The following is a 25,764-nucleotide window of genomic DNA, read 5'->3' as shown; positions in this document are numbered from 1 at the left end:
GCTCCGGGGAGCGACCGGCTCGGGACCGCGAAGCATGAGGCAGCCCTCGGAATGAGGGCGCAGTAACCCTCAGAGCCCAAACGCAATCAGGCGGGCCTGAGATCGGCCCGCCTGATCCGCTTTGAGAGTTTCGACGTCCTCAGACGAAAGCGCCCGAGGCCTGAGGATATTTGTCGATCAGTGCCCGTTTGAGCTTTTCCAGGGCCCGGTTCTCGATCTGGCGGACGCGCTCCTTCGAGATCCCCAGGCGGTCGCCAAGGAATTCGAGGGTGACCTGCTCGTCGTCGAGACGACGCGCCTGCAGGATTCGCAGCTCCCGTTCGTTGAGCACTTCGAGCGCCTGCTTGAGCCAGCGCACGCGGCGTTCGGTGTCGATGACGTCGCTCACGCTCTCGTCCGGCAGCGGGCTCGAATCCACGAGAAATTCCACGCGCTCGGCGGAATTGGACGGATCGGCATCGAGAACCGGTGCGTTGAGGGATGTGTCGGGGGCCGAAAGGCGGGCATCCATCAGGGCCACATCGGCCTTGGAGACGCCGATCGCTTCGGCGATCTTCTCATGCACGTCGGATGAGATGCGCTCCTCGCCGCCACGGGTCAGGCGGGCGCGCAACCGGCGCAGGTTGAAGAAAAGAGCCTTCTGAGCGGAACTTGTTCCACCACGGACAATTGACCAGTTGCGAAGGATGTAGTCCTGCACCGAGGCACGGATCCACCAGGTGGCGTAGGTCGAGAAGCGGACTTCCCGCTCCGGCTCGAACCGCGCCGCAGCCTCGAGAAGGCCGACATGTCCTTCCTGGACGAGATCCGCCATCGGCAGGCCATAATGACGGAAACGGGCCGCCAGCGCGATCACGAGGCGCATGTGGGCAGCCGTCAATTGGTGAAGAGCCGTTTCGTCGCCGTGTTCCTTCCAGCGCACGGCAAGCGCATGCTCCTCCTCCCGTTCGAGAAAAGGCGCATTCATGGCGGCGCGAACGAAACGACGACGAACGCCTGAGATTTCTCCCATTGTGTCCTCCCTTGGCAGAGACACAACGAGCGAAGCGGGAAAAAGTTCACGTCCAACGGCTAAGTTTTGCGAAATAGATTCCAGCTCTCCGAAAACAAGGTCCGGACCAATAAAAAAGCCTGGCACGAGGCCAGGCTTCTTGTGGGTTCAGGATCCGCTGCCGTTATGCGGCCTCTTCCTGCATGTCGTCGCCGTCGGCCTCGCCGTCGGCCTCGGCGCCCTTGACGCGGCGCGGCGACTTGGCAAGGCTCTGCTCGATGAGCTTGAGGGCTTCCGTATCCGTGATCTTGTTCACAGCGGCGATCTCGCGCACGACCCGGTCGAGGGCGGATTCATAAAGCTGGCGCTCGCTGTAGGATTGCTCGGGCTGAGCCTCGGAGCGGTACAGGTCACGCACGACCTCGGTGACGGAGATGAGATCGCCCGAATTGATCTTGGCTTCGTACTCCTGGGCGCGGCGCGACCACATGGTGCGCTTCACGCGGGCACGACCCGTCAGAACGTCCAGAGCCTTTTGAATCAGGGCCGGTTCGGCGAGCTTTCGCATGCCGACGCTGGCCGCTTTCCCGGTCGGGACCCGCAGGACCATCTTGTCCTTATCGAAGGAGACCACGTAAAGCTCCAGCTTGAAGCCGGCGATTTCCTGCTCTTCGATGGCCGTGATGCGGCCGACGCCGTGAGCGGGATAGACAATGGCTTCGCCGGACTTGAAACCCAGGCGCTGAGTGGACTTCTTGGCGGTTGTCATGCGAGAGAGGCCTCCTTGCATGGCCCCCTGCCCGTCGAGGCATGGGAGCGGTGGTTCCACTGAGCAGGGACCCAGGGGAACAGGAATGAGATGAGTTAAGACGGAACTTGACTATTCCGCTCGACTCCCTGATGTAAGCCAGCAGCTAGAACACGCTCATCCCGGACCCAAGGCAGGATTGGCTCCCTTCGGTCGGGCTTTGTGCATCATGCTTCAGTGTGTGAACCGGCGACCTGCAGGAGACGGTGCACGGCTTGAGCGCAAGCGACGGCATTCACAGACCCTATCACAGTCCGGCCCGAAAAGCAAAAATATTTCAAAGCGTAGCGTAAACCGGCCCGGTTCATGACCGGGCTCCGGACGTGTCGCAACGTAAGGATACCGCCCGGCTTTCCGTGAGCCGCTCGCGCGGGAAGGTGCGGACCGGACGAACCGGAGCTCAGTCGCCCTCGCCGGGATTGGGCGAGAAATACTGCTCGAACTTGCCCGCGACACCGTCGAACTCCTTGGCGTCGGCCGGGGCGTCCTTCTTCTGCGTGATGTTGGGCCAGCTCTTGGCCATGTCGGCATTGAGCTTCAGCCACTGCTCCAGGCCCGGCTCCGCATCGGGCTTGATCGCCTCGGCGGGGCATTCCGGCTCGCAGACGCCGCAATCGATGCACTCGTCCGGGTGGATGACGAGCATGTTCTCGCCCTCGTAGAAGCAATCCACCGGACATACCTCGACGCAGTCCATGTATTTGCACTTGATGCAATTTTCAGTGACGACGTAGGTCATGACCGGTCCTTTGAGGGTCTCTTCCGATAAGAAAGTGCGAGGCTGCCGCCGCTCTAGCTGTTGTCGCCTTCGCTGACAAGCGCCCCGTCGTGCTGGTTGAGATCGACGTAGAGCTGCCTTGCTTCCGGCGCAGGTCCCCGGCGTTCGCCGAGGCTCTCCACCCGCACCACGAGGGTCGTGCGGGCCAGAGCGATGGTGACCACATCGCCGACCGACAACGCTTTGGCGGCGTTGTCGGTGCGCTGGCCGTTGACCCGGACGAAGCCGCTCGTCACGAGCTTGGCGGCCAGCGTCCGGGTTTTGGCGAAACGTGCGAACCAGAGCCACTTGTCGAGCCGCTGCCGGTCCTCACGCATGGAGCCGTCTCACTTCTTGCTGTCTTCAAGCTGAGCCTTGAGGGCCATGAGCTTGGCGAAGGGCGAGTTCGGGTCGGGCTGTTTCTCGCGCCGCTCCTGACCGCCGTCGCGGCGGTTGTCCGCGCGCTTGTCGGGACGCGGACCACGACGATCGTCCGGGCGAGGTCCCCGCGGGGGACGGTTCTGCGGACGCCCCCCTTCTCCTTGAGCCTCGCGGCGCGGGCGCTCGCCCTTGCCCTCGCCGGGACGGGGACGACGCTCCCCGCGCTCGTTCCGGTTGCCGCGCGCTTCGCGGCCCTGACGGGCGTGGCCACCCTCGTGGTGACGGCGGTGCTGACGCCAGACCTCGATCGTTTCAGGCTCGGCAGGGTTCTCCGGGGGGGTCTCGGCAGGAGCTTCGGCAGGAGCTTCGGCAGGAGCTTCGACAGGAGCTTCGGCCGCACCCCCGGCGGGAGCCATGGCCTGGCCTTCGGGCGAAGCCACGGCCTCGGCGGCGCTGGCCTCCACGGTCTCGGGCGCAACGGCGGCCTCGGGGGCTTCCACGGCCACCGCGCCGGTTTCCTCCGCCAGGGTCTGGGCCTCGGCCGGAGCCTCCGCGACGGCCGAGGCAGGAGCGGCCTCGGCCTCGGCGGCCTGAGGAGCCGCCGCGAGAGGCACGGTGATGGCCGGGCCGGGCCGGCGCTCCATCACGTAGCCGAGCGATTTCAGGATCGTGGCGAAATCCTCGCCCGCGCAGCCGACCAGGGAGGTCATGGCTACGGTCGGCACGAAACCTTCGCCGTCGGCGGCCCCGGCCGGCGGTTCGCCGGGGGTGATCCCGGGCCGATAGGCGATGGCCGGGCGGATCAGGTCGGCCAGACGCTCCAGGATGTCCACACGCACGGCGCGGCCGCCGCAGACGCGGAAGCCCGCGGCACGGTAGAGGCCTGCGGCGATCTCAGGATCGACCGGGATCGAGGTGCGGCCGGATTGGGCGAGATGGGCGATCTCGTCGATGCCCTTCTGGTCGAGACCGCCGTTCTGGAGCGCCCAGAGCTGCGTCGCGAGGACGCGCGGGGCAGGCTTCAGAAGGGCGGGAAGATAAAGGTGGTAGGCCCCGAAGCGCACGCCCGCCTTGCGGAGTGCCGCACGGGCATCCTGGTCCAGGCTGCGAACCTCGTTGAGAACCTTCGCGCGCTCCAGCACGCCGAGCGCCTCGCCGATCTGGAAGGCGATGCCCCGGGCGAGGCCCGTCAGCTCCGCATTCGTCTCGAGGTCCATCACCGGGCCGAGCAGACGCACCACATAGGCCTTGAGCCAGGCGCGCAGGCGGTTGTCCACCTTGTCGCGGGCCGGCCCGGTGAGGTGCTCGTCCGACAGAATGCGCACGCGCGGCTCGAACAGCTTGTCGCCGGGCTCCAGCTTCGCCACGGGATCGCCCATCCAGCGGATCGTGCCGTCGTTGGACAGCACCAGCGTGGTGTCGGGCGTTTCGGCGAACCGGTCAGCCCGCGCCTCGATCTCCCCGGCCAGGGCCTTGCTGGCCGCATTGCGCAGGGTCTTGGCCTCCGTGGTGTCGGCCTGGGGGTCAGGCACGAAATGGAAGCCATGCAGGTGGCCGATATGTTGCCCCTCGACGGTGACGTCGCCGGTGGTCGTAATTTCCGCTTCGAGCATCGTGTTCTCTCTCAAGCGCCGCATGAGAACGCTCGTCCGCCGATCGATGAATCGTTGGGCGAGACGTTCATGAAGCGCATCCGATAGCTTGTCCTCTACCTGACGCGCAACACCCTGCCAATGCTCCGGGTCCTTCAACCAGTCGGGACGGTTTGCGACGAAAGACCAAGTCCGCACCTGAGCGATGCGGTTGGACAGGGTGTCGATGTCGCCATCCGTCCGGTCCGAGGCCGACAAATGGCGGGCGAACCAATCTGCCGGAACCGCCCCCTCCTTCATGAGGAAGCGATAGAGCTGGCCGACGAGATCCGCATGGGTCTGGGGTGAAACCTTCCGATAATCAGGCACTTGGCAGATCTGCCAGAGCCGCTCGACCGCGTGTTTCGTGCGGGCGAAGGCCTGGATGTCGTCATCCCGGGCCAGCACTTCCAGGGCCGCCACGTCCTCGCCCATGGGGGCGCGCACGAGGCCGTGCTCCCTGGGTTGCCGGCCGAGGGAATCGCGCAGGCGCGCCAGGGACGAGAAATCGAGATCCGGGTTGCGCCATTGCAGGATGCGGACGGGATCGAAGGTGTGATTTTCCAACGCCTCCACCGTTTCCGCATCGAAGGGCGGGCAGCGCCCGGTGGACCCGAAGGTGCCGTCGCGCATGTAGCGGCCCGCGCGGCCCGCGATCTGGGCGAGCTCCGGATTGTAGAGCTTGCGGAAACGGAACCCGTCGAATTTCTTGTCGGACGCGAAGGCCACATGGTCCACATCGAGGTTGAGGCCCATGCCGATGGCGTCCGTGGCGATCAGGTAATCCACGTCCCCGTTCTGATAGAGCTCGACCTGCGCGTTGCGGGTGCGGGGCGAGAGCGCGCCCAGGACGACCGCCGCGCCGCCGCTCTGGCGGCGGATGAGCTCGGCGATGCCGTAGACCTCCTCGGCCGAGAAGGCCACGATGGCCGAGCGGCGGGGCAGGCGCGAAACCTTCTTTTCCCCCGCGAAAGTGAGCTTCGAGAGACGCGGCCGCGTGACCACGTGCACGCCGGGAATCAGGGCCTCGATGAGCGGACGCATGGTCGAGGAGCCGATCAGCATCGTCTCCTCGCGCCCGCGCTGGTTGAGAAGCCGGTCCGTGAACACATGGCCCCGGTCGAGGTCGGAGGCGAGCTGGACCTCGTCGATCGCCACGAACGCCGCATCGATGTCGCGCGGCATGGCTTCCACGGTGGAGATCCAGTAGCGGGGCCGGTCCGGCTTGATCTTCTCCTCGCCGGTGATCAGGGCGACATTGTGCGGGCCCGCCTTCTCGACGACCCTCTGATAGACCTCGCGCGCGAGGAGCCGCAGCGGCAGGCCGATCATCCCGCTGTCGTGACCGAGCATGCGCTCGATGGCGAGATGGGTCTTGCCGGTATTGGTGGGGCCGAGCACGGCGGTGACGCCGCGCGCGCGCACTTGCGGGGGGAGAGAACGGCGGACCATGCCTTGGTGCGGGGTAATGTCGGATACGATCCCGGGTGAGAGGACGAGACGCTCCCGCATCGCGAGATGCAGGCAGCCTTCTCACAAAACAGGCCTGGCCCGAACGTCCGGCGGCAGGCTTCCTCTTAATATGGGGCTTCAGGCCGGTTTCGCTACCGGCCTTTCAAGGATTCTCCAAGGAATTCTCCAGGGATTTTGAGGGCTTATTGACCGGCCCCGGCCTTGATGGGCTCTCGTCCCTTGGCCCCGCGCCTCGCCGCCGTGGTCGTGCCGCCGCCCTCGACCGACCAGCTGGCGGCCTCGAGCTCGCCCATGCCGATCGTCGTGCGCACGGCAACCTTGATCGGGAAGAGCACGCGGGGACCCTCCACGGGCGCCAGCCACACGTTCATGTCCTTGTTCTCCTGCATGAACTTGATGGTGGAGCGCTGTGGACGATGGCCGGAGATCGGCACCCAGCGGGCATTGCAGACGAGGACGGGCCCCGAGTAACCCGGCACCTGGATGGTCTTGGTCTCGGCGTAGGAGAGCACGATGTTCTGGCGTGTGGCCCCATCGAAGACCGGGATGGTGCGGTTGCAGTTCGCCGCGTCGGTGAGGCTTTTTGACGCCACGGCGGGCATGATGAGGGCGCTCAAGGGATCGATGACCCCCTTCTTGTCGGCGGCCTTCACGGGCACCCGGTCCTCCTTGGGCTCGAGGGGAGGCTCGATCTCGACATCGGCCACGTTGCCGTCGTCGAGCGCCATGCGCACGGTGCGCTGCGTGCCGGAGGATTTCGTATTGACGGCAAAGGCCTGCGACTGAGGCTGAGACCCTGCGATCGTCCCGGAGGCCGTGCCCGCCCCCTTGCCGCCGGTGATCATCTTCACGAGCCCGGAGAGCTTCACGCTGCCCTGCATCTCGTATTTCGGGCCGTTGAAGGTCGAGGAAAGGTCAGCCTTCCCCAATGGCAGGCCTGCCAGGGAGAGGTTGTAGTTCACCGTGAGGGTCTGGGCAGGCTGAGCCTGGACCTGGGGGGCGAATCCGGTCAGGGCGAAGGCTAAAAGGGCTGAAGCCGTGAGGCGCATGGGGCTATCCCGTGATTCTATTCCGTTGCATCGCATGAGATTCCGAATAAATGATGACCATGACGGCCCAAAAAAACGAGTTGCGCTGTCGCACTATTCTTGACGCGGGGCGGGTTTTCGGCCTATAGCCCTGCACCTTCCAAGGACTTCTGGTGTCCGGCCGCGTGGGATCTGCGTTGAGGCAAACCCGCGAAATCGAAGCCGCGACCCCTTTGACAATAGGATTGAACCCATGTCCCGCCGTTGCGAACTGACCGGCAAGGCCGTGCTGAGTGGCCATCTCGTGAGCCACTCGAACCGCAAGACCAAGCGGAAGTTCCTGCCGAACCTCTGCAACGTCACGCTCCAGTCTGAGACCCTGCAGCGCTCCGTGCGCCTGCGCGTGTCCGCCCATGCTCTGCGCTCCGTCGAGCATCGCGGCGGCCTCGACGCCTTCCTGGCGAAGGCCTCGGCTGACGAGCTTTCGACCACCGCCCTCGCCGTGAAGCGCGAGATCGAGAAGAAGCTCGCCGCCGCGAGCTGATCCTCGGAGCGGTTTCGAGTTCTGCGCTTCGGGCGGCCTCACGGCCGCCCGTTTTGCGTTGCTCTCATAGCTTAACCCTATCGTGTGAAGGCCGATCATGATCAAGACCGAGCACCGCGACTTCCTCATCGCCCTCACGGCGATGACCCTCGTCGTCCTCTCGTCGAATATTCTTGTTCAGTATCCCTTCCAGCATCTGGGCTTGAGCGATTACCTGACCTGGGGCGCCTTCAGCTATCCCTTCGCGTTCCTGGTCACCGACCTGTCGAACCGCCGCTTCGGGCCCAAGGGAGCGCGACGGGTCGTCTATGCGGGCTTCGCGCTGGCCGTGGTGCTTTCGGTGATCCTGGCGACGCCGCGCATCGCCATCGCCTCGGGCGCGGCCTTCCTGGCGGCCCAGCTCCTGGACATCCGGATCTTCGTCCGCCTGCGCGGCCATGCCTGGTGGATGCCCCCCTTCGTCTCGTCGGTGATCTCCTCGGGCCTCGATACGGCGATCTTCTTCTCCGTCGCCTTCTATTGCGGCGCCGTTCCGGGCTTCGGCCTGACCATCACCGACATGCTCGCCCATGCGGGCATCGCGGATGAATGCATCGCCCTGCCCTGGGTGAACCTCGCCGTCGCCGATTACCTGGTGAAACTCGCCCTCGCGGCCATCGCGATCGCCCCTTACGGCGCGATCCTGCGGCTCATGCGCTATACGGCCACGCACCGGACCGCCTGAGCGGGCGGTTTCGTCCCACGCGATCCGATCAGAGAACCTTGTCCGCGTAAGGCGGATGGGGAATCGCCTGATGCGCAGCCCTCAGGGCTGCGGACCAGCGCTCGCGCAGGTCGCGGAAGTAGGGCTCGTCCTCCTGGATGCGGTGAGTGATCTGAGCTTTGAGCGCATCGCGCTTGGCCACCACGATATCGATCGGCAGCCCCACGCCGAGATTGGACTTGAGGGTGGAATCCATCGAGATGAGGCCGAGCTTGAGGGCCTCGACGAGCTCCGTGTCATGCAGGATCGCACGATCGAGGATGGGCTTGCCGTATTTGGGCTCGCCGATCTGCAGGAAGGGCGTGTCGAGCGTGGCCTCGATGGCGTTGCCGGCGGCATAAACCTGGTAGAGACGCATCTGCCCCTGCCGGATCTGCCCGCCGAGCAGCATGGTGACGTCGAAGGGCATGCTGCGCTTTTCCATCTCCATGCCGTCGATGGCATAGACCTGGCGGATGGCGCGACCGACGAGCTGGGCGGCCTTGAACATGCTGGGCACGGTCATGAGCGTCTCGCGTTCGCCCGTGTCCGGATCCTCGATGCCGTCCGACAGAAGCGACATGACCGACTGGCTCACCGACAGGTTGCCTGCGGTCGCGAGCGTCACCAGCCGCTCGCCCGGCTTTTCGAACATGTGCAGCTTGCGGAACGTGGCGATGTTGTCGACGCCCGCATTGGTGCGCGTGTCGGCGATCATCACAAGGCCGTCACGGACCAGGATGCCAACGCAATAGGTCATGGGTGATCCTCCGGGGGCCCTCTGGTCGAGCTGCGGTTTGGGCGCCATCCTTTAAGCCTGTGCTTGACGGGCGCCTTCGATCCTCAAACGAACGTCGAGCGCTTCATGGGACATCCCGTAATAGCTGCCTCTGACGGGAGCTGCATCAAGATAATCGAGCCCGGTGGCGAGCCGCACGTAATGTTCCGTTGCGGAAACTCCATTGGCCGGGTCGAAGCTCACCCAGCCGAGATCCGGGATGAAGGCCTCCGCCCAGGCATGTCCCGCCTCCTGGAGCATCTCTCCGGGCTTGTGGAGATAGCCTGACACGTAGCGGGCCGGAATCCGCAGGAAGCGTGCGGCGGCCAGAAAGACATGGGTGAAATCCTGGCAGACCCCGTGCCCTGCCTCGAAAGCCTCCGCCGCTTTCGTGCCCGAATGCGTGGCATTCGTATCGAAGCGCAGGTGCCGGTGAATCGCGTTGTTCAGCGCATGGGCCTGGTCCAGCGGACTGGAGGAAAACCCTGTCACGGACTGCGCCAGCTCACGCATGGCGGCGCTGTCCCGGGTAAGAGATGTCTGCCTCAGGTAGAACAGCTCCGGAAAGCGCTCGGCCCCGCCGCGCACGATGCCGGCCGTATCGCTGGTCTCGATCTCGCCCGAGACCCGCAAGGTGATCTGCTCCACGGGACCTGCCACGAAGAGGCTGTGCGCGATGTTGCCGTACCAATCCTCGCGCCGCAGGAGCCTGGCCTCACGATCGACATCGATGGCCCAGGAGATGACGGCCTGTCCCTCGTGGCCGCGCGGGGTCAGGCGCAGCAGCTGGATCGCGGACTTTGCGGGCTCGCTGTAGCTGTAGACCGTCTCGTGTGTGATGCGGATGCGCATGATCGGCCCGGGTCCTCAGCTCAGATATTGCTGCGTGATGGCAAACCCGAGCCGGTTGTTCTCGGCCAGGAACTCCTGCAGGAACTCGTGCAGCCCATGCTGGAAGATGTCCTCGATGTTCTGGTTCGCCAGACGCGAATGGATGGAGCGCGCCTGCCGCTGCGCGCTGCCGGAGATTCCGTAACGATGAGCGATGTCATCGAGATGACGGGAGAGCGCGCCGTAGCACGCCGCCAGCGAGCGGGGCATCTCCTCGCGCAGGATCAGCAGATCGGCCACGAGCCAGGGCCGCAGATTCTGGTGATAAACCCATTGGTAGCTCACGAGCGCCGAGACGGAGCGCAGGATGGCGGCCCATTGGTAGTAATCGATGCCGCCCCCGACTTCGGCGTCTCGCGGAAGCAGCACGTGATACTTCACGTCGAGCACGCGCGCGGTGTTGTCCGCACGCTCCAGATAGACTCCGAGACGGGAGAACCAGTATGCGTCGTTGCGCAGCATGGTGCGCATGGCGGAGCCGTCATAGCGAAGGGAAGCCTCCTTCACCAGGTTGAGAAAGCGCGGCAGCTCCTCGACATTGATCTTCTTCGCGCGATAGCGGCGCAGATCGAGCCAGGCGGAGTTGATCGCCTCCCACATCTCGGAGGTGAGCGCCGAGCGCACGGAGCGGGCGTTCTGCCGCGCGGTATCGAAGCAGCTCTGAATGCTTGAGGGATTCTCTTCGGAAAAGGCCAGGAACTCGATCACGCGCTCGGGCGTGACCTCGCCGCGATGCGCCTGGAACTGATCGATGCTGCAGGCGGTGGCAAGGGCCGATTCCCACTCGTTCGACTCAATGCCGTTGTAGGAAATCGGCATCGACGCCATGCGATAAGCGACATCGAGGATCCTCGCGGTGTTTTCCGCGCGCTCCACATAACGGGAGAGCCAATACAGGCTGTCTGCGTCACGACTCAGCACGGCAACCGCTCCCCACTCATTCGCTCAGCACCCAGGTATCCTTCGTCCCGCCGCCCTGGCTCGAATTCACCACCAGGGACCCTTCTGTCAGGGCAACGCGGGTCAGCCCGCCCGGAACCAGCCGCACGCCGTCGCGCCCGCTCAGGACGAAGGGCCGCAGGTCCACATGTCGCGAGGCAAGGCCGCTTTCGGTGAAGATCGGGCTCGTGGAGAGCGCGAGCGTGGGCTGCGCGATGTAGTTGTCCGGAGCCGCGAGGATGCGGGCCCGGAAGTGCTCGCGCGCTTCCCTGGTCGCATGCGGTCCGACGAGCATCCCGTAGCCGCCGGAGCCGTTGACCTCCTTCACCACCAGCTCGTGCAGGTGATCGAGCACATAGGCGAGCGCCTCCTTCTCCCGGCAGCGCCAGGTCGGCACGTTCTTCAGGATCGGCTCCTCGCCCGTGTAGAAGCGCACGATGTCGGGCACGTAACTGTACATGGCCTTGTCATCGGCCACTCCCGTTCCGGGAGCGTTGGCGATGGCGACGTTGCCCGCGCGGTAGGCGGCGATCAGCCCCGGCACTCCGAGCGCGGAATCGGGGCGGAACACGAGCGGGTCGAGGAAGTCGTCATCGATGCGGCTGTAGATCACGTCGACGCGCTTGGGTCCCTCGGTGGTGCGCATGTAAACCACCTCGTCGCGCACGAAGAGATCGCGCCCCTCCACCAGCTCGACCCCCATCCGGTCGGCCAGGAAGCTGTGCTCGTAATAGGCGGAGTTGAAGGAACCGGGCGTGAGCAGAACCACGGTCGGTTCCCATGGGCTGCTCGCCGGCGCCACGGATTTGAGCGTGCCCAAAAGCTCGTTGACGTAGTTCTCGATGGGGCGGATGCGCTGCTTGGCCACGAGATCGGGGAAGAGGCGCATCATCACCTCGCGGTTCTCCAGCATGTAGGAGACCCCGGAGGGCGTGCGCAGATTGTCCTCGAGCACGTAGAAGTCCTTGTCGTCGACACGCACGATGTCGACCCCAGCCACCTGGACATAGATGTCGCCGTTGAGCGACAGCCCGTGCATCTGCGGCCGGTAATAGGGATTGAGGAACACGAGTTCCGGCGGAACGATGCCGGCGCGCAGGATCTCGCGCGCGCCGTAGATGTCCTTGAGAAACAGGTTGAGGGCCTTGACCCGCTGCTCCAGCCCTCGCGCGAGCTGCGCCCATTCCCGGCCCGACAGAATGCGCGGGATGATGTCGAACGGGATCAGCCGCTCCTCGGCTTCCGCGTTGCCGTAGACCGCGAAGGTGATCCCGACCCGCCGGAAGAACAGCTCCGCTTCCTCGCGGCGATGCTCCAGAAGCTGCGGCGGCGCGGATGCCAGCCAGTCCTGGAGCACCCGGTAGGCCTCGCGGCTCCCGCCGTTGTGACCCATCATCTCGTCGAAGATCGCTTGCGCCGTCACAGGGTCAACCGCTTTCCATTCGACAGGCATTGCAATGGTTTATGCCTGCCCATCGCCGGAAAGGTTAGTTGCCTCCGGCAACGGACGGCAAGGGCCGGCCTCATCCGGAAGGAAGCATTCGATGATGAGAAAGAATGCAAATGCCTTATTTCTGCGCAGGCGCGAGGCGATCACTCCGCGAGGGAGAATTCCAGCAGCAGGGTCCGCTGGAGATTGGCATTGAAGTTGTTGTCCGAGATCAGGGAGACGACGGTGTCCCCTCCCTCCCGGTGAACCGCGAGCCCTTCCATGTTGTCGATCTGGTGGGAGGCCTCGCTCTGATAGATCACCTCGCCATCGAGGCTCGCCCCGGGCTTGACCGCATGGGACGCGATCCGGCGCAGGCGGCATGAAAAGCCGCCGAACAGCGAGAAGCGGCGCTCGAGGATGAGCGCTTCGCCGGAATCGAGGAACGCCAGGTCCGTCACGTCGTAGCCGTCGCGGAGGAGCACCGTGAACGCTCCCGGCCGGGCACCCGTGAGGATGAAGCCGCGTCCGCCTTCCGCGATGCCCACCAGGGCCCCGGCGAGGTTTGAGCGCTGCGGCGCCACAGCGAGCGCCTCAAGCCCGCCGTTGCTGGGAAGATCCTTGAGGCCTTGCGGGGCCGGGATCGGAGCCCCCTGAACGAGCGCCCCGTCCCGGTTGCGCTGGAAGCGGAGGACGGCGTGGTTGCGCTCGGCGCCGACGAAGGCCACGTTCCCGACGATCGCGAGGCTTTCCGTGTCGTAGTAGCGCGTCCGGCGCGCCGCGCGCCCATCGCTCAGCAGCAGGGGCGCCATCGCCGCGCGGGAGAGGCCCGACAGGCGTCCGTCCGAGGTTTCGATGCGCGCCTTCAGGATCTGCGCGTTGTCGGCAAGCGCCACGATCTCCTCCCCCTTGGGCGAACGCCAGAGGCCGGAGAACCCGCCGAAGGCGGAGACGTCCGATGTGAGACTGAGGCCGGAGCGGAAGAAGAGCGATCCGAACCGCGTGCGGTCCGGATCCGTGTTGGACAGGCGGCTGATCGGCCGTGCCGCAACGTTGATCGGCGTCACGGCGCCGAACGCCTGCGGGCGCTGAGCGAGGGCCGCGCCGGCGGCGGTCGCGGCGGCAAGGGCGCCGCCGCCCACGAGGATGTTCCTGCGGGTGAGAAGCCTCACGCGTGGGCCCGGCGGCGCGGCGCCCCGCGCGGGGCTTGAGCGTTCTCCTCGAACAGCTCCGCGAGCTTCTCGGTCATCACGCCGCCCAGCTCCTCCGCATCGACGATGGTGACCGCGCGGCGGTAATAGCGCGTCACGTCATGGCCGATGCCGATGGCGATGAGCTCGACGGGGGAGCGGGTCTCGATCTCCTCGATCACATAGCGCAGATGCCGCTCGAGATAGTTGCCGGGATTGACCGAAAGCGTCGAATCGTCGACCGGCGCGCCGTCCGAGATCACCATCAGGATGCGCCGCTGCTCGGGCCGCGCGAGCAGGCGCTTGTGCGCCCAATCGAGCGCCTCGCCGTCGATGTTTTCCTTCAGCAGGCCTTCGCGCATCATCAGGCCCAGATTCTTGCGCGCGCGCCGCCAGGGCGCATCCGCGGACTTGTAGACGATGTGACGCAGATCGTTGAGGCGGCCCGGATTGGTGGGCTTGCCGCCCTGCAGCCACATCTCGCGGGATTGCCCGCCCTTCCACGCGCGGGTGGTGAAGCCGAGGATCTCGACCTTCACGCCGCAGCGCTCGAGCGTGCGCGCCAGAATGTCGGCGCAGGTGGCCGCCACCGTGATCGGGCGTCCGCGCATGGAACCGGAATTGTCGAGCAGCAGCGTCACGACCGTATCGCGGAAATTGGTGTCCTGCTCCTGCTTGAAGCTCAGGGGCTGGAAGGGATCCATGATGATGCGCGGCAGGCGCACCGGATCGAGGGTCCCCTCCTCCAGGTCGAACTCCCAGGAGCGGTTCTGCTGCGCCATCAGGCGGCGCTGCAGGCGGTTGGCGAGGCGCCCGACCACGCCCTGGAGATGCGCGAGCTGCTTGTCGAGATAGGCGCGAAGGCGCGTCAGCTCGTCCGCATCGCACAGATCCTCCGCCTGGATGACCTCGTCGAACTTGGTGGTGAAGGCCTTGTAGTCCGGCCCCCGCGCCTCGTTGGGGCGGGACGGCGGACGCCAGGATTCGCCGGCCTCGTCCGAATCCGCCTCTTCCGCTTCGTCGGGCAGTTCGCCGGAGGGGCCGTCGGCGTCTTCCGTGGCGCCGTCCTCGATTTCGTCGCTCGAATCCTCGCTGACCTCGACCTCGGCGCGGTCACCTTGGGATTCCTGCTCGGATTCGCCCTCGCCCTGCTGCTCCTGCTGCTCGGACTCGTTGTCGTCCTCGTTCTCCTCGTCCTCCTGGTCGAGGGCCGCGTCGTCGGCCATGTCGAGGGAGGAGAGCATCTCCCGGATGCCGCGCGCGAAATCGCGCTGGCTGTCGATGTTCCTCAGAAGCCCGTCGAGATTCCTGCCGGCGCGCTCCTCGATGAAATCGCGCCAGAGATCGACGATCTTGGCGGCCGCCGGCGGCGGCTTCTCGCCGGTCAGGCGCTCGCGCACCATGAGGGCCAGCGCATCCTCGATCGGGGCATCGGCGCGATCGGTGATCTCCTCGTATTTGCCGCCCCGGTGATAGCGATCCTCCAGCATGGCCGAGATGTTGGAGGAAATGCCCGCCATGCGCCGCGAGCCGATGGATTCCACGCGCGCCTGCTCGACCGCGTCGAACACGGCACGGGCGGCGTGGCCCTCGGGGGCGAGCCGGCGGTGAAGGAGCACATCGTGACAGGCAAGCCGCAGAGCCATGGAATCCGCATTGCCGCGCAGGATCGCCACGTCCTGCGGCGTCAGCCGCCGGGGCGGCTCGGGCAGGCGGGCCTTTTCCTGCCCCATGAGCATCGGGCGGTCGGACGCGAAGGCCACCTCGAGATCGGGCTTGCGCGCAATGGCCTTCATGGCGCCGGCGATGGAGCGCTTCAGCGGCTCCGCCGGCGCTTCCTTCTTCTCACCCGGTTTGCGGTTCGAGATGGACATCTCACCTCTCCTGTCACGGCCCTGCTGCATCGCATCCATGGTTTCCGGGCGCCTCATGCGGCCCGGAATGACGGGAGAATGCGTTACGACAACACCATGTTCACGGCGCTTTCCGGCAGTTCCTTGCCGAAGGAGCGCTGGTAGAACTCGGCCACGAGGGCGCGCTCCAGCTCGTCGCACTTGTTGAGGAAGGTGACGCGGAAGGCAAAGCCCGTATCGCCGAAGATCTCGGCGTTCTCGGCCCAGGTGATCACCGTGCGCGGGCTCATGACGGTGGAGAGATCGCCGTTCATGAAGGCCGAGCGGGTGAGATCGGCCACGCGCACCATCTTGTTGACGATGTCCCGCCCTTCCGAGCTGTCCTGATAGTGCTTCGCCTTGGAGAGGACGATGTCCACCTCCTTGTCGTGCGGCAGGTAGTTGAGCGTGGTCACGATGGACCAGCGGTCCATCTGGCCCTGGTTGATCTGCTGCGTGCCGTGATAGAGGCCCGATGTATCGCCCAGCCCCACCGTGTTGGCGGTGGCGAAGAGGCGGAAGGCGGGGTGAGGACGGATCACGCGCTTCTGGTCGAGAAGCGTGAGCTTGCCCGACTGCTCCAGCACGCGCTGGATCACGAACATCACGTCCGGCCGGCCGGCGTCGTATTCGTCGAACACGAGCGCCACGTTGTGCTGAAGCGCCCAGGGAAGAATGCCGTCCTGGAAGGCGGTGACCTGCTTGCCGTCCTGGAGCACGATGGCGTCCTTGCCGACGAGGTCGATACGGGACACGTGGCTGTCAAGGTTCACGCGCACGCAGGGCCAGTTCAGGCGCGCGGCCACCTGCTCGATGTGGGTGGACTTGCCGGTGCCGTGGTAGCCCGTGATCATCACGCGGCGGTTGCGCGCGAAGCCGGCCAGGATCGCCAGCGTCGTCTCCCGGTCGAAGAGATAATCCGGATCGAGATCGGGCACATGCTCGTCGGTCTGGGAGAAGGCCGGAACTTCCAGATCCGAGTCGATGCCGAAGACCTGTCGCACGGATACTTTCATATCCGGCTGTTGGGTCGTTGTTTCGGTTTGTGCCGTCATAGGGGCCTCTCGATCGGATGGGTGTTTCAACTCTGTGCCATGGCTTCTTAAACCCCATGGCGGTGTGGTGCAATTTCCTAAAACGCCTGAGTGGCTGCACGAAGCAAAGGCGCTTCAGCAGAGCCCAGCGCTCTTGAGGGTATCATGCGCCTTGATGATGTCGCGCAGCCGCTCCTCGAAGGAGCGGTCCCCGCCATTGGCGTCCGGGTGGAACCGTTTCACCAAGGACTTGTACTGGGCCTTGATGGCGGGCCCGTCGGCGGTCTCGTCGAGCCCCAGGATGTCCAGGGCCCGGCGGATCGCGCCCGAATAGCGGGGACGACGGGGCTCGGGCTGCGCCTTGCGGGCGCGGGCCTGGGTGAAGTCCTCGCCCCTGAGGATGCCCAAGGGGTCGACATAGGCCCAGTCGCGGGTTTCCTGCTTCTGCCCCGGTTCCTCGCCCTTGCCGGAGGCGTTCACCCCCATGGCCCAGGTCGGGCGATGACCGATGATCGCGTCCTTCTGGTAGGCCGCGACCGCCGAATCGGACATGCCCGAGAAATAGTTGTAGGATGCGTTGTACTCGCGCACGTGCTCGAGGCAGAAGCGCCAATACTGGCCCTCCCTATCCCGGCCCTTCGGCGCGCGGTATTCCCCCGTGGCCTTGCAGCCGGGATGCTCGCAGGCAGGTCCCTTCGTCTCCCGCGGCTCGTCGCAGGAGGGCTTGATCCGGATGCGGTCGAAAAGAGGCGAGTTGAGATCCATGATTCAAACATTATGAGGGTCTTGAGGCCTTGAGCCAAGGCTTAAGAGCTTTTCGCCGCAGACCCGTTAAAAAGGTTTATGAGACGCATGACCCTTCACCATTGGATCACACAAACCCTGCAGGAGCGCCTGCAGCCGTCCCAACTGACCGTCATGGACGAATCGGAACAGCATCGCGGTCACGGCGGATGGCGGGAGGGAGGCGAAACTCACTTCAGGGTCTATATCGTGTCGAACGCCTTCTCGGGCAAGAGCCGGGTCGAGCGCCACCGTCTCGTCAACGAGGTGTTGAAGGACGCCTTCGACAGGGGCCTCCACGCCCTGGCCGTTCAGGCCAAGGCGCCGGGGGAGTGAAGCAGCCCTTCCTCGTCATGACCGGGACGAGCCCGGCCATCTCGATACGGAAAAGCGCCACGCTGCCTGGAAGCGGCATCACCGGCACAAGGCCGGTGACGGCGTCTCGCGTGCCGCCTTATTTGATCCGCTCGAGCACGCTGACATAGTTCGCCACGGCCGCGCCACCCATGTTGAAGATGCCGCCGAGAACCGGGTTCCGGACCTGGATGCCGCCGGCCTCCTCACACAGCTGCATGGCGGACAGGGCATGCATGGACACCCCGGTCGCGCCGATGGGGTGCCCCTTGGCCTTGAGGCCGCCGGAGGGGTTCACCGGCAGTCTGCCGTCCCGGTTCGTCCAGCCCTCCTTGACGGCCATCGCCCCCTGCCCGCGCGGGGTGAGCCCCATCGCCTCGTATTCGATGAGCTCGGCGATGGTGAAGCAATCATGGGTCTCGACGAAGGAAAGGTCCGACAGCTCGATCCCCGCCTGATCCAGCGCCCGCCGCCAGGCTTCCGCGCAGCCCTCGAAATCGACGATGTTGCGCTTCGACATCGGCAGGAAATCCTGCGCGTGAGCGGTGGCGCGGAACGCCACGGCACGGCGCATGCCGAGCGCCGTTTCCGAATCGGCGATCACGAGCGCGGCCGCGCCGTCTGAGACGAGAGAGCAATCCGTCCGCTTAAGGGGGCCGGCCACGAACGGATTCTTGTCGCTCTCGGCGCGGCAGAACGCGAAGCCCAGATCCTTGCGCATCTGGGCATAGGGATTGTCGACCCCGTTCTTGTGATTCTTGGCGGCGATGAGCGCCAGGGCATCCGACTGGTCGCCATAGCGTTGGAAGTACCGGCCGGCGATCTGCCCGAACACGCCGGCGAAGCCGCCCTGCGTCTCGCCGTCCTCGGGCAGGTAGGAGGCCTTCAGCAGAATGTTTCCGATCTCCGGGCCGGGCGTGCGGGTCATCTGCTCGACCCCGACCACCAGCACCGTCCGGGCGCGCTTGGCCTCGATGGTCTTGATGGCCTGGTGGACGGCCGCAGAGCCGGTCGCACAGGCGTTCTCCACCCGGGTGGCGGGCTTGAAGCGGAACCTGTCGCTCGCCTGGAACACCAGGGAGGCCGTGAAGTCCTGGGCGGAAAACCCGCCGTTGAAATGGCCGAGCACGACCTCGTCCACGTCCTCCGGTCCGATCCCGGCATGCTCCAGCGCCTCGTTGGTGACGCGGACGATCAGGCTCTCGACGGTTTCCGCGTCGAGCTTGCCGAACGGGGTATGGGCCCAACCGACGATGCAGGCGGTCATGGGGGTCTCCTCACAGGGCTTGGTTGTTGGGGAGTAAGGTGGATTGGTTCCGTCCGTTCGGCAAGGCGGCCTTCGTCTATGCTCGCACGGCCCTTGAATTTACGGCCCTTGAATTTGTCGCGGCCTCGGTCTCCATGGACGTCGTGAACCGAATCAAGGGACATCCCATGCGTCTTTGCGTCTTCTGCGGATCCAGCGCGGGCCAGGACCCGGTCTACATCGAAGCCGCCCGCCTGCTGGGCATCACCCTGGCGCGAAACGGCATCGAGCTCGTCTATGGCGGCGCCTCGGTCGGCCTGATGGGTGCCGTGGCGGATGCGGTGCTGACGGAGGGGGGCCGGGTCATCGGCGTGATGCCCCAGGCTCTGGTCGACAAGGAGATCGCCCATACGGGCCTGAGCGACCTGCGGGTGGTCGGCTCCATGCACGAGCGCAAGGCGCTGATGGCGGAACTCTCCGACGGCTTCATCGCCCTGCCGGGCGGCCTCGGCACGTTCGAGGAATTGTTCGAGGTCTGGACCTGGGCCCAGCTCGGTTATCATAAGAAGCCCTGCGCCCTGCTCAATGTCGCCGGATTCTACGACAGGCTCGCGGATTTTCTCGACGATGTGGTGGAGAGCGGCTTCGTGAAACCCGTTCACCGGGCCATGCTGATCGTCAAGGACGAGCCGGAGGCCCTGGTGGACGCGATCCGCAGCTACGAACCGCCGAAGGTCGAGAAATGGATCAAGGCGGGCGAGCGTTGATCCCCATCGTCACGGCCCTCGTCCGCAACGAGCAGGGCCATGTGCTGCTCGTCCGCAAGCGCGGCACGGAAAGCTTCATGCAACCGGGCGGCAAGCGCGAACCCGGCGAGAGCGATGAAGCGGCGCTTGTGCGGGAGGTGCGCGAGGAACTCGGCGGCGCCATTGTTCCAGGTTCGATGCGGCCGCTCGGCATTTTCGAGGCTCCGGCCGCCAACGAGCCGGGCCGATGGGTGCGGGCCACGGTCTATGCGGCCCAGATCTCGGGCTCGATCGCCTGCGGGGCCGAGATTGCCGAATACGCCTGGGTGGATCCGCGGGATCCCGACAGGAGGGTGCTCGCCCCCCTCACGCGGGACACGATCCTGCCGCTCGCCTTGTCCCTGGACCATCAGGCCCGGTAGACCCCCACCCCTTCGCCGAGGGCTGCATTGTTCGCCTCGCGAATCCTGGCGGCCGCCTCGTCGTAGAGGAAGGGCAGAAAGGCGAAGCGGCGCCCCGACGTGACCTTCGACACTGCATGCAGCAGCGGGGCCGAGAACACCACGGCCCCGCCGAGGGGGGCCTTGTAGCTCCGGGATCCGTATTCGGGGAAGCTCACCTCGCCGCCCTCGAAACCGTCGTTGAGATTGATGGAGACCGCGAACCGGCGATGAGCCGTCCCCCTGGTGGTGTTGTCCCGATGCGCGCGGAAATGGCCGCCCTCCTCCGCTGCGTAGCAAGAGACGATATAGCGCTCCATGCGGGTGGGCTTGAAGAAATGCACCTTCTCGATTTCGGGATTCACACGCCGCATGATGCGACGCTGCAGCTGTGTGATCAGGCCGGGATCCGTGATGGTGAAGTCCTTGCGGCGCTTGTGGCTCGGATCATGCGCCGCGACAGTCTTGCCGTCGACTTCGCGCATGAATCCGGATTCCTCTCCGCCATGCTGCTGGTAGAGACCGATCAGATGCCGGCAGAAGGCGGGCTCGAAGACGTCCGGAATGATGAGAATCGGAGCCGGCATCTCGAACCCGGCGAAGCGATCGACGGGCGGCAGGGCGCGCAGGTAGGCCATCACCTCCTGGCGATCGCTGCCGTCCTGCCTGAAGGGAAAGATCGCGCGAATGCGAAGGGTCGGGTTGAGCACCAGCCAGAACCGGCGGAGGGCAATCTGTGCCCGACCTGACGTTGCGTCATGTGGAACGGCGCCGTAGAGCCGACCGACCGTTCCGTCGAAATCCCAGAAGTGCCGGATGCCCGGCAGGATCTGCCGGGCCCGCCCCTCCGTCAGATCCGACGGGTCGCAACTCACGCCGAACAGGGCGATCTTGTCGTCGTCGAAAAGATCGCGATTCGTCTCCTGAAAGGCCCGCACGGTCTCGCGCCCGACCTCGTCCGAGGCGGTTCCGTAAAAACACAGGACTAGATAGCGCCCTGCCGCCGTTTCGAGATGATACGCGGGATTGGCGCTGGAATTCTGCGTGAACCAGGGAGCCGGATCGCCAACCTGAAGAGCACGATAGGCAGGGGTTTGGGAAGCGGCGTCAGTTCCAGGCATCACAGATCGCTCCGCGAAAATATGTTACTTTATCTCATAGCGACTTCGCTCTTGCGCGACAATACGTGGCCGCCATGAAACAACGGCCGCGCTTCGTTGTTCTTCAAAGTGGGCGGCTTTTGCCACTCTCTTGCCACGGAGTTCGGTACAAAGAGCAGACCGGGATTGCGATGCACTGCCCTTACCTAGCCAAAGCCAAGGTTTGGGAATAACAATAGCTCAGCTGGCAAGCGGGGCTTTCAAATCCCCTCTCCGAACGTTGCTTTAGTTAAGGAGTCGTTCCGTATGAACGTTAGCCGAGCCCTTCGCGCGACCGTCTTTGCCGTGGCTGCCCTCCTGAGCGGTCAGGCTTTGGCAGCCGGCACCCCCGCCCTCGTGGTCGAGGTCGAGTCAGGCCGCGTTCTGCACGCGGAGCGGGCGACCGATCCGTGGTATCCGGCTTCCATCACCAAGCTGATGACGGCCTATGTCGCGCTGGACAAGGTGCGCTCCGGGCAGCTGAGCATGGACACCCTGCTCACGGTGACCGACAGCGCCGCAGCGCTGCCGCCGTCCAAGATGGGCTTCAAGCCGGGCACCCAGATCCGTCTCGACAATGCCCTCAAGATCATGCTCGTGAAGTCGGCCAACGACGTCGCCGCCACCATTGCGGAGAATATCGGCGGCTCCATCGACGGCTTCTCGGTGCTCATGAACGCCCAGGCCCGGCGGCTCGGCATGGCGAGCAGCCATTTCGTCAATCCGCACGGCCTACCCGACGAGCGCAACCAGACCACTGCCCGCGACATGGCGCTCCTCGCCCGCGCGCTGCTGATGGACTTTCCCGAGCACCAGGACCTGTTCCATATCGGGGCTGTCCAGTTCGGCCGGAGGATCATGCGCAACACCAACGGCCTCATCGGCCGCTATCCGGGCGCCGACGGGATGAAGACCGGCTTCATCTGCTCGTCGGGCTTCAACGTGGTGGCCAGCGCCAACCGCAATGGCCGGCATCTGATCACGGTCGTGCTCGGCGCGCCCTCGGCCAATGAGCGCACCATGAAGGCTGCCGAGCTGTTCGACCGGGGCTTCAACAGCAAGGTGAACTTCACCAATCCCGAACTCACCGCCCTGCCCGTTTCGGCCAACACCACTCCACCGGACATGCGCTCCGTGATCTGCGACCGGCGCGGGCCGATGCCCCAGGAAGACGACGCTCCGGTGGTGGCCGAGGGCACCTCGAACATCCCCAACCTGTTCTCGTCCGAGGTCATGGCCTTCGCCGGCGACACGCAAAAGCCCGTGCGCACCGTGCTCGGCCCCCGCACTGCCGTGCAGCCCGAGCGCGTCTGGATCGGCCTGAACCCGCCCTCCGAGGCCGAGCTCGCCGCCCAGGCCGCCGCCGAGGAGGCGGCCGCGCAGGCCCGCCAGAAGAAGAAAGCAGTTTCTTCCAAGAAGAGCACCAAGCAGACGGCCAAGAAGCCGGACGTGACGCCGGTCATCGCGGACGACGACAAGACAAAGTCCAAGGGCCGCGTGAGCGTCACCGTCAAGCCGGTCACCGGTCAGGACAAGAAGCCCGCCGCCAAGAAAGACCAGAAGGCGGATGCCTCTTCGAAGCCGAAATCGTCGGCGAACTGACCCTTTCTGAACCTCCCGCAGCGCCCGGCCCCGTGCCGGGCGTCCTGCATCGGTCCCCTTGCATTCGCGGCCGATCCGGGCGAACGGTGGGTGCTCTGCGAACCACACCACCCATGACGCGCTCCTCCCACGACACCGGCCTTTTCCTCGCCATCGGCTCAGCCAGCCTCTATGGCCTGAATATCGTCTTCGCCCGGCTGGCCTCGTTTGCCGGAACCAGCGGCTCGGCCATCGTCGTTTACCGGGTCTTGCTGATGCTGGCCCTCGTGGCCGCCGTGGCGCTCGTCGCGCGGCGCTCGCTCGCCATGGCGCGGGAGGAACGGGGAACGCTCCTCCTTCTGGGCATCGCCAGCGCTCTCCAAGGCATCGGCTATCTTTCGTCCGTGGCCTTCATTCCCGTGACGGTCGCGGCGGTCGTGTTCTACACCTATCCGATCCTCATCGTTCTCGCGAATCCCTTCGTGGAGAAGACGCCTCTGACGCCGGCGCTCATCGGCGTCGTCGCGATCGCATCCCTCGGGGTCTGTCTGGTCGTCGGGCCGGCTTTCACGGGCCTGGACTGGCGTGGTCTGGCGCTCGCCTTCGGCGCCAGCATCGCGACGACCGTCCAGTTCTTCACGGCCGCGCGCTGCACGAACACCGGAGTGGTCGCCAAGGTTTTCTGGATTCAGCTGATCGTGCTGCCCACCGCTCTCGTCATCAGCCTCGTCACGGGACAGCTCGCGCCGCCGTCCGTGCTGGCTCTGGCTCCTTTCGCGGTCGCCATGACGATCGGCGGCTATGTCGGCGGCTTCGTGCTGCAATTGGTGGCGCTCGGGCGCATCTCGGCGGTCGCGGCCGGGATCATCTTCTGCACGGAGCCCGTCGTGGCGTCCCTTGCCTCGGCGCTGATCCTGAACGAGGTCCTTTCTCCTCTGCAGATTGCGGGCGGCGTCCTTGTGCTCGCCGCCATCATCACCAACGTTCTTCTTGAACAGCGCCGCGTCAGACGCGCGTCCCTGGTTCCGATAGCGGATTGACCATGACGAATGCCCCCATGACCCCACCTGCTCCGATCCCGCTGACGATCCTCACGGGCTTTCTCGGCGCCGGCAAGACCACTCTGCTCAACCGGATGCTGAAGAGCCCGGCGCTGCAGGACACGGTCGTGATCATCAACGAGTTCGGGGAGATCGGCCTCGACCACCTGCTGGTCGAAACCGTCGAGGAGGGCATGGTGCTTCTCTCCGCAGGCTGTCTGTGCTGTTCCGTGCGGGGGGATCTCATCGCCACGCTGGAAGATCTCCTGCGCAAGCGCGACAACGGCCGCATCCTGCCGTTCAAGCGCGTGATCATCGAGACGACGGGCCTCGCGGACCCGGCCCCCATTCTCCACGCGGTGCTCTATCATCCCTATCTGTCCCTGCGCTACGCGGTGGAAGGCGTGGTGACGGTGATCGACACGATCAACGGCGCCCAGACCCTCGACGCGCACCGCGAAGCCGTGAAGCAGGCCGCCGTCGCCGAGCGGATCGTCCTCACCAAGACCGATCTCGACCAGGATCGGACGAGCCTCGCGGGCCTGCAGGAGAGACTGCGCCAGCTCAACCCGGGAGCGGCCATTCTCACGGCCGACGCGCCTGTGGAAGAGATCGTCGCGGGCGGCCTTTTCGGTCTCGACGGCAAGATCGCCGACGTGGCCGAGTGGCTGAAGACGGAAGCCGTCGAGGAGGCGGAGCGCTCAAGCCATGCCCATCAGCATGCGCATCACCATCATGGGCATGATGGCGATCATGGTCACGGCCATCATCACCACCACGACGTGAACCGGCATGATGAGCGCATTCGCGCGTTCTGCCTCACCAGCGATCAGCCGATCCGGCAGGGCACGCTGGACATGTTCCTCGATCTGCTGCGCTCGTCGCAGGGTGCGAAGCTCCTGCGCGTGAAGGGATTGGTGGCGCTCGCGGAGGATCCCGAGCATCCTGTCGTGATCCACGGCGTTCAGCACGTGATCCATGTGCCGGCGATCCTGCCGCGCTGGCCGAGCGAGGACCGGCGCAGCCGTATCGTCTTCATCGTGGACGATTTGGAGCGCGAGACGGTGGAAAAGCTCTGGAATGCCTTCCTGGGGCGTCCTGCCGTCGACGAACCGGACGCTGCAGCCTTGTCGGACAATCCGCTGTCTCTGAGGCGCTAGGCCGCCATCTGCGAGCGCTGCGCCCAGCCGGTCGTGGAGCGCTCCACATAGGCCGTGATCGCGTACATGAAGACGCCGAGGACCGCGAGCACCACGAGAGACGCCCAGACGAGCGGCACCTCGAAGGCCGCGGACGCGCGGGTGAGGAGATTGCCGATGCCCACATTGGACGCGTTCTGCTCGCCGATGACGGAGCCGACATAGGCGAGCGTGATGGCCACTTTGAGCGAGCCGAAGAAATACGGCATCGCGCGCGGCACGCCGACCTTGAACACGATGTCCTTCTTCGACGCGCCGAGGGCGCGCAGCACGTCCTCCATCTCAGGCTCCACGGTCGCGATGCCGGTGGCGACGTTCACCACGATGGGGAAGAATGAGATGAGGAAGGCGGTGAGCACGGGCGGGACCCAGCCGACGCCGAACCAGAACACCAGGATCGGCACCACCGCCACTTTCGGAATCGAGTTGAAGCCCACCAGCAAGGGATAGCTACCCGCATTGATGAGCCGGGATGAACCGAGCAGCATGCCGAGCAGCAGCCCGAACACCACTGCGAGCCCGAAGCCCGCCAGGGTCATCCAGAGGGTGTGCAGGGCATGATAGCTCAGCTGTGTCCGATATTCCCAAACGGCGAGCAGGATCGTCGAGGGAGCCGGCAGGATGAAGCTGGAGATCCCGAGCGCCCGGCAGGCGATCTCCCACAGCACGAAGAAGCCGATCGTGAAAATCCAGGGCGCGAGGGCGAGTTGGTTCTTGGCTTTCATGGA

The 25,764-nt window shown here is 65.4% G+C and carries 25 protein-coding genes; 8 read left to right on the top strand and 17 right to left on the bottom strand.

Annotation, left to right across the window (positions count from 1 at the left end; genetic code table 11):
* Nucleotides 1-139: 139 nt before the first annotated feature.
* From E4K09_RS25610 to E4K09_RS25585, 6 genes are all read right to left on the bottom strand, one after another.
* Complete coding sequence (locus E4K09_RS25610; RefSeq protein WP_134500456.1) at nucleotides 140-1,012, bottom strand: RNA polymerase factor sigma-32; 873 nt, start codon at nucleotides 1,010-1,012, stop codon at nucleotides 140-142.
* 163 nt (nucleotides 1,013-1,175) lie between these two features.
* Complete coding sequence (locus tag E4K09_RS25605) at nucleotides 1,176-1,760, bottom strand: CarD family transcriptional regulator (protein ID WP_134500455.1); 585 nt, start codon at nucleotides 1,758-1,760, stop codon at nucleotides 1,176-1,178.
* 439 nt (nucleotides 1,761-2,199) lie between these two features.
* Complete coding sequence (fdxA, locus tag E4K09_RS25600) at nucleotides 2,200-2,538, bottom strand: ferredoxin FdxA (RefSeq protein ID WP_134500454.1); 339 nt, start codon at nucleotides 2,536-2,538, stop codon at nucleotides 2,200-2,202.
* 53 nt (nucleotides 2,539-2,591) lie between these two features.
* The gene (locus E4K09_RS25595) at nucleotides 2,592-2,894 is read right to left on the bottom strand and encodes an RNA-binding S4 domain-containing protein (protein ID WP_134500453.1); all 303 of its coding nucleotides are present in this window, start codon (nucleotides 2,892-2,894) and stop codon (nucleotides 2,592-2,594) included.
* A gap of 9 nt (nucleotides 2,895-2,903) precedes the next feature.
* Nucleotides 2,904-6,020: a helicase-related protein gene (locus tag E4K09_RS25590; protein WP_134500543.1), complete on the bottom strand. Its 3,117-nt coding sequence runs from the start codon at nucleotides 6,018-6,020 to the stop codon at nucleotides 2,904-2,906.
* 203 nt (nucleotides 6,021-6,223) lie between these two features.
* Complete coding sequence (locus tag E4K09_RS25585; protein ID WP_134500452.1) at nucleotides 6,224-7,090, bottom strand: DUF3108 domain-containing protein; 867 nt, start codon at nucleotides 7,088-7,090, stop codon at nucleotides 6,224-6,226.
* A gap of 232 nt (nucleotides 7,091-7,322) precedes the next feature.
* On the opposite strand from E4K09_RS25585, the gene rpmB reads away from it, so the two are divergent.
* Entirely contained in the window at nucleotides 7,323-7,613 is a 291-nt protein-coding gene (gene rpmB / locus E4K09_RS25580; protein WP_047190249.1) for a 50S ribosomal protein L28, read from the top strand.
* Between the two features lie 97 nt (nucleotides 7,614-7,710).
* Entirely contained in the window at nucleotides 7,711-8,337 is a 627-nt protein-coding gene (locus E4K09_RS25575; protein WP_134500451.1) for a queuosine precursor transporter, read from the top strand.
* Nucleotides 8,338-8,365: 28 nt separating this feature from the next.
* Here E4K09_RS25575 and E4K09_RS25570 read toward each other — a convergent pair whose 3' ends face one another.
* From E4K09_RS25570 to E4K09_RS25535, 8 genes are all read right to left on the bottom strand, one after another.
* Nucleotides 8,366-9,115, bottom strand: a complete 750-nt coding sequence (locus tag E4K09_RS25570) for a proteasome-type protease (protein WP_134500450.1) — start codon at nucleotides 9,113-9,115, stop codon at nucleotides 8,366-8,368.
* 51 nt (nucleotides 9,116-9,166) lie between these two features.
* Entirely contained in the window at nucleotides 9,167-9,985 is an 819-nt protein-coding gene (locus tag E4K09_RS25565) for a transglutaminase family protein (protein WP_134500449.1), read from the bottom strand.
* 15 nt (nucleotides 9,986-10,000) lie between these two features.
* Nucleotides 10,001-10,945 (bottom strand): alpha-E domain-containing protein, encoded by a 945-nt coding sequence (locus tag E4K09_RS25560; RefSeq protein WP_134500448.1) that lies wholly within the window; start codon nucleotides 10,943-10,945, stop codon nucleotides 10,001-10,003.
* A gap of 16 nt (nucleotides 10,946-10,961) precedes the next feature.
* Nucleotides 10,962-12,416, bottom strand: coding sequence for a circularly permuted type 2 ATP-grasp protein (locus E4K09_RS25555; protein WP_134500447.1), 1,455 nt, complete (start codon nucleotides 12,414-12,416; stop codon nucleotides 10,962-10,964).
* Nucleotides 12,417-12,556: 140 nt separating this feature from the next.
* A complete protein-coding gene (locus E4K09_RS25550; RefSeq protein ID WP_134500446.1) occupies nucleotides 12,557-13,564 on the bottom strand; it encodes an esterase-like activity of phytase family protein in 1,008 nt (335 codons plus the stop codon).
* Nucleotides 13,561-15,456, bottom strand: a complete 1,896-nt coding sequence (gene cobT / locus E4K09_RS25545) for a cobaltochelatase subunit CobT (protein WP_134500445.1) — start codon at nucleotides 15,454-15,456, stop codon at nucleotides 13,561-13,563. The genes E4K09_RS25550 and cobT overlap by 4 nt, the downstream gene beginning before the upstream one ends.
* Before the next feature lie 83 nt (nucleotides 15,457-15,539).
* Complete coding sequence (gene cobS, locus E4K09_RS25540) at nucleotides 15,540-16,529, bottom strand: cobaltochelatase subunit CobS (RefSeq protein ID WP_134500444.1); 990 nt, start codon at nucleotides 16,527-16,529, stop codon at nucleotides 15,540-15,542.
* A gap of 114 nt (nucleotides 16,530-16,643) precedes the next feature.
* A complete protein-coding gene (locus E4K09_RS25535; protein ID WP_134500443.1) occupies nucleotides 16,644-17,273 on the bottom strand; it encodes a J domain-containing protein in 630 nt (209 codons plus the stop codon).
* Nucleotides 17,274-17,360: 87 nt separating this feature from the next.
* On the opposite strand from E4K09_RS25535, the gene E4K09_RS25530 reads away from it, so the two are divergent.
* Nucleotides 17,361-17,627 carry a BolA family protein gene (locus E4K09_RS25530; protein ID WP_134500442.1) on the top strand — a complete coding sequence of 89 codons (267 nt, stop codon included), beginning with the start codon at nucleotides 17,361-17,363 and terminating at the stop codon, nucleotides 17,625-17,627.
* A 118-nt stretch (nucleotides 17,628-17,745) separates the two neighbouring features.
* On the opposite strand, the gene E4K09_RS25525 is transcribed toward E4K09_RS25530, so the two are convergent.
* The gene (locus E4K09_RS25525; RefSeq protein WP_134500441.1) at nucleotides 17,746-18,912 is read right to left on the bottom strand and encodes an acetyl-CoA acetyltransferase; all 1,167 of its coding nucleotides are present in this window, start codon (nucleotides 18,910-18,912) and stop codon (nucleotides 17,746-17,748) included.
* A gap of 167 nt (nucleotides 18,913-19,079) precedes the next feature.
* Here E4K09_RS25525 and E4K09_RS25520 point away from each other — a divergent pair, with 167 nt between their 5' ends.
* Nucleotides 19,080-19,658, top strand: a complete 579-nt coding sequence (locus E4K09_RS25520; protein WP_134500542.1) for an LOG family protein — start codon at nucleotides 19,080-19,082, stop codon at nucleotides 19,656-19,658.
* The gene (locus E4K09_RS25515) at nucleotides 19,655-20,059 is read left to right on the top strand and encodes an NUDIX hydrolase (protein ID WP_244610684.1); all 405 of its coding nucleotides are present in this window, start codon (nucleotides 19,655-19,657) and stop codon (nucleotides 20,057-20,059) included. Before E4K09_RS25520 ends, E4K09_RS25515 begins: the two co-directional genes overlap by 4 nt.
* Here E4K09_RS25515 and E4K09_RS25510 read toward each other — a convergent pair.
* Nucleotides 20,047-21,198, bottom strand: coding sequence for a 2OG-Fe(II) oxygenase (locus E4K09_RS25510; protein ID WP_134500439.1), 1,152 nt, complete (start codon nucleotides 21,196-21,198; stop codon nucleotides 20,047-20,049). The genes E4K09_RS25515 and E4K09_RS25510 overlap by 13 nt on opposite strands.
* Before the next feature lie 285 nt (nucleotides 21,199-21,483).
* Between E4K09_RS25510 and E4K09_RS25505 the strand changes: the two genes are divergently transcribed.
* The 3 genes from E4K09_RS25505 to E4K09_RS25495 all read left to right on the top strand — a co-directional run bounded on the left by E4K09_RS25505 (nucleotide 21,484) and on the right by E4K09_RS25495 (nucleotide 24,997).
* Entirely contained in the window at nucleotides 21,484-22,818 is a 1,335-nt protein-coding gene (locus tag E4K09_RS25505; RefSeq protein ID WP_134500438.1) for a D-alanyl-D-alanine carboxypeptidase family protein, read from the top strand.
* A 113-nt stretch (nucleotides 22,819-22,931) separates the two neighbouring features.
* The gene (locus tag E4K09_RS25500; RefSeq protein WP_134500437.1) at nucleotides 22,932-23,837 is read left to right on the top strand and encodes a DMT family transporter; all 906 of its coding nucleotides are present in this window, start codon (nucleotides 22,932-22,934) and stop codon (nucleotides 23,835-23,837) included.
* Nucleotides 23,838-23,854: 17 nt separating this feature from the next.
* Nucleotides 23,855-24,997: a CobW family GTP-binding protein gene (locus E4K09_RS25495; protein ID WP_244610683.1), complete on the top strand. Its 1,143-nt coding sequence runs from the start codon at nucleotides 23,855-23,857 to the stop codon at nucleotides 24,995-24,997.
* Here the strand turns inward: E4K09_RS25495 and E4K09_RS25490 are convergent.
* Entirely contained in the window at nucleotides 24,994-25,761 is a 768-nt protein-coding gene (locus E4K09_RS25490; RefSeq protein WP_134500435.1) for an ABC transporter permease, read from the bottom strand. The genes E4K09_RS25495 and E4K09_RS25490 overlap by 4 nt on opposite strands.
* Nucleotides 25,762-25,764 lie beyond the last annotated feature (3 nt).

Origin of the sequence: Microvirga pakistanensis (genome assembly GCF_004458765.1) — a bacterium.
Lineage (GTDB): Bacteria > Pseudomonadota > Alphaproteobacteria > Rhizobiales > Beijerinckiaceae > Microvirga > Microvirga pakistanensis.
This window is presented reverse-complemented; position numbering and strand designations above follow the sequence as displayed.

Bases quoted from the DNA above. Each gene is read 5' to 3' on its own strand.
- E4K09_RS25610 (WP_134500456.1), bottom strand. From the start codon at position 1,012: ATGGGAGAAATCTCAGGCGTTCGTCGTCGTTTCGTTCGCGCCGCCATG.
- E4K09_RS25605 (WP_134500455.1), bottom strand. From the start codon at position 1,760: ATGACAACCGCCAAGAAGTCCACTCAGCGCCTGGGTTTCAAGTCCGGC.
- fdxA (WP_134500454.1), bottom strand. From the start codon at position 2,538: ATGACCTACGTCGTCACTGAAAATTGCATCAAGTGCAAATACATGGAC.
- E4K09_RS25595 (WP_134500453.1), bottom strand. From the start codon at position 2,894: ATGCGTGAGGACCGGCAGCGGCTCGACAAGTGGCTCTGGTTCGCACGT.
- E4K09_RS25590 (WP_134500543.1), bottom strand. From the start codon at position 6,020: ATGGTCCGCCGTTCTCTCCCCCCGCAAGTGCGCGCGCGCGGCGTCACC.
- E4K09_RS25585 (WP_134500452.1), bottom strand. From the start codon at position 7,090: ATGCGCCTCACGGCTTCAGCCCTTTTAGCCTTCGCCCTGACCGGATTC.
- rpmB (WP_047190249.1), top strand. From the start codon at position 7,323: ATGTCCCGCCGTTGCGAACTGACCGGCAAGGCCGTGCTGAGTGGCCAT.
- E4K09_RS25575 (WP_134500451.1), top strand. From the start codon at position 7,711: ATGATCAAGACCGAGCACCGCGACTTCCTCATCGCCCTCACGGCGATG.
- E4K09_RS25570 (WP_134500450.1), bottom strand. From the start codon at position 9,115: ATGACCTATTGCGTTGGCATCCTGGTCCGTGACGGCCTTGTGATGATC.
- E4K09_RS25565 (WP_134500449.1), bottom strand. From the start codon at position 9,985: ATGCGCATCCGCATCACACACGAGACGGTCTACAGCTACAGCGAGCCC.
- E4K09_RS25555 (WP_134500447.1), bottom strand. From the start codon at position 12,416: ATGCCTGTCGAATGGAAAGCGGTTGACCCTGTGACGGCGCAAGCGATC.
- cobT (WP_134500445.1), bottom strand. From the start codon at position 15,456: ATGTCCATCTCGAACCGCAAACCGGGTGAGAAGAAGGAAGCGCCGGCG.
- cobS (WP_134500444.1), bottom strand. From the start codon at position 16,529: ATGACGGCACAAACCGAAACAACGACCCAACAGCCGGATATGAAAGTA.
- E4K09_RS25535 (WP_134500443.1), bottom strand. From the start codon at position 17,273: ATGGATCTCAACTCGCCTCTTTTCGACCGCATCCGGATCAAGCCCTCC.
- E4K09_RS25530 (WP_134500442.1), top strand. From the start codon at position 17,361: ATGACCCTTCACCATTGGATCACACAAACCCTGCAGGAGCGCCTGCAG.
- E4K09_RS25525 (WP_134500441.1), bottom strand. From the start codon at position 18,912: ATGACCGCCTGCATCGTCGGTTGGGCCCATACCCCGTTCGGCAAGCTC.
- E4K09_RS25520 (WP_134500542.1), top strand. From the start codon at position 19,080: ATGCGTCTTTGCGTCTTCTGCGGATCCAGCGCGGGCCAGGACCCGGTC.
- E4K09_RS25510 (WP_134500439.1), bottom strand. From the start codon at position 21,198: ATGCCTGGAACTGACGCCGCTTCCCAAACCCCTGCCTATCGTGCTCTT.
- E4K09_RS25505 (WP_134500438.1), top strand. From the start codon at position 21,484: ATGAACGTTAGCCGAGCCCTTCGCGCGACCGTCTTTGCCGTGGCTGCC.
- E4K09_RS25500 (WP_134500437.1), top strand. From the start codon at position 22,932: ATGACGCGCTCCTCCCACGACACCGGCCTTTTCCTCGCCATCGGCTCA.
- E4K09_RS25495 (WP_244610683.1), top strand. From the start codon at position 23,855: ATGACCCCACCTGCTCCGATCCCGCTGACGATCCTCACGGGCTTTCTC.
- E4K09_RS25490 (WP_134500435.1), bottom strand. From the start codon at position 25,761: ATGAAAGCCAAGAACCAACTCGCCCTCGCGCCCTGGATTTTCACGATC.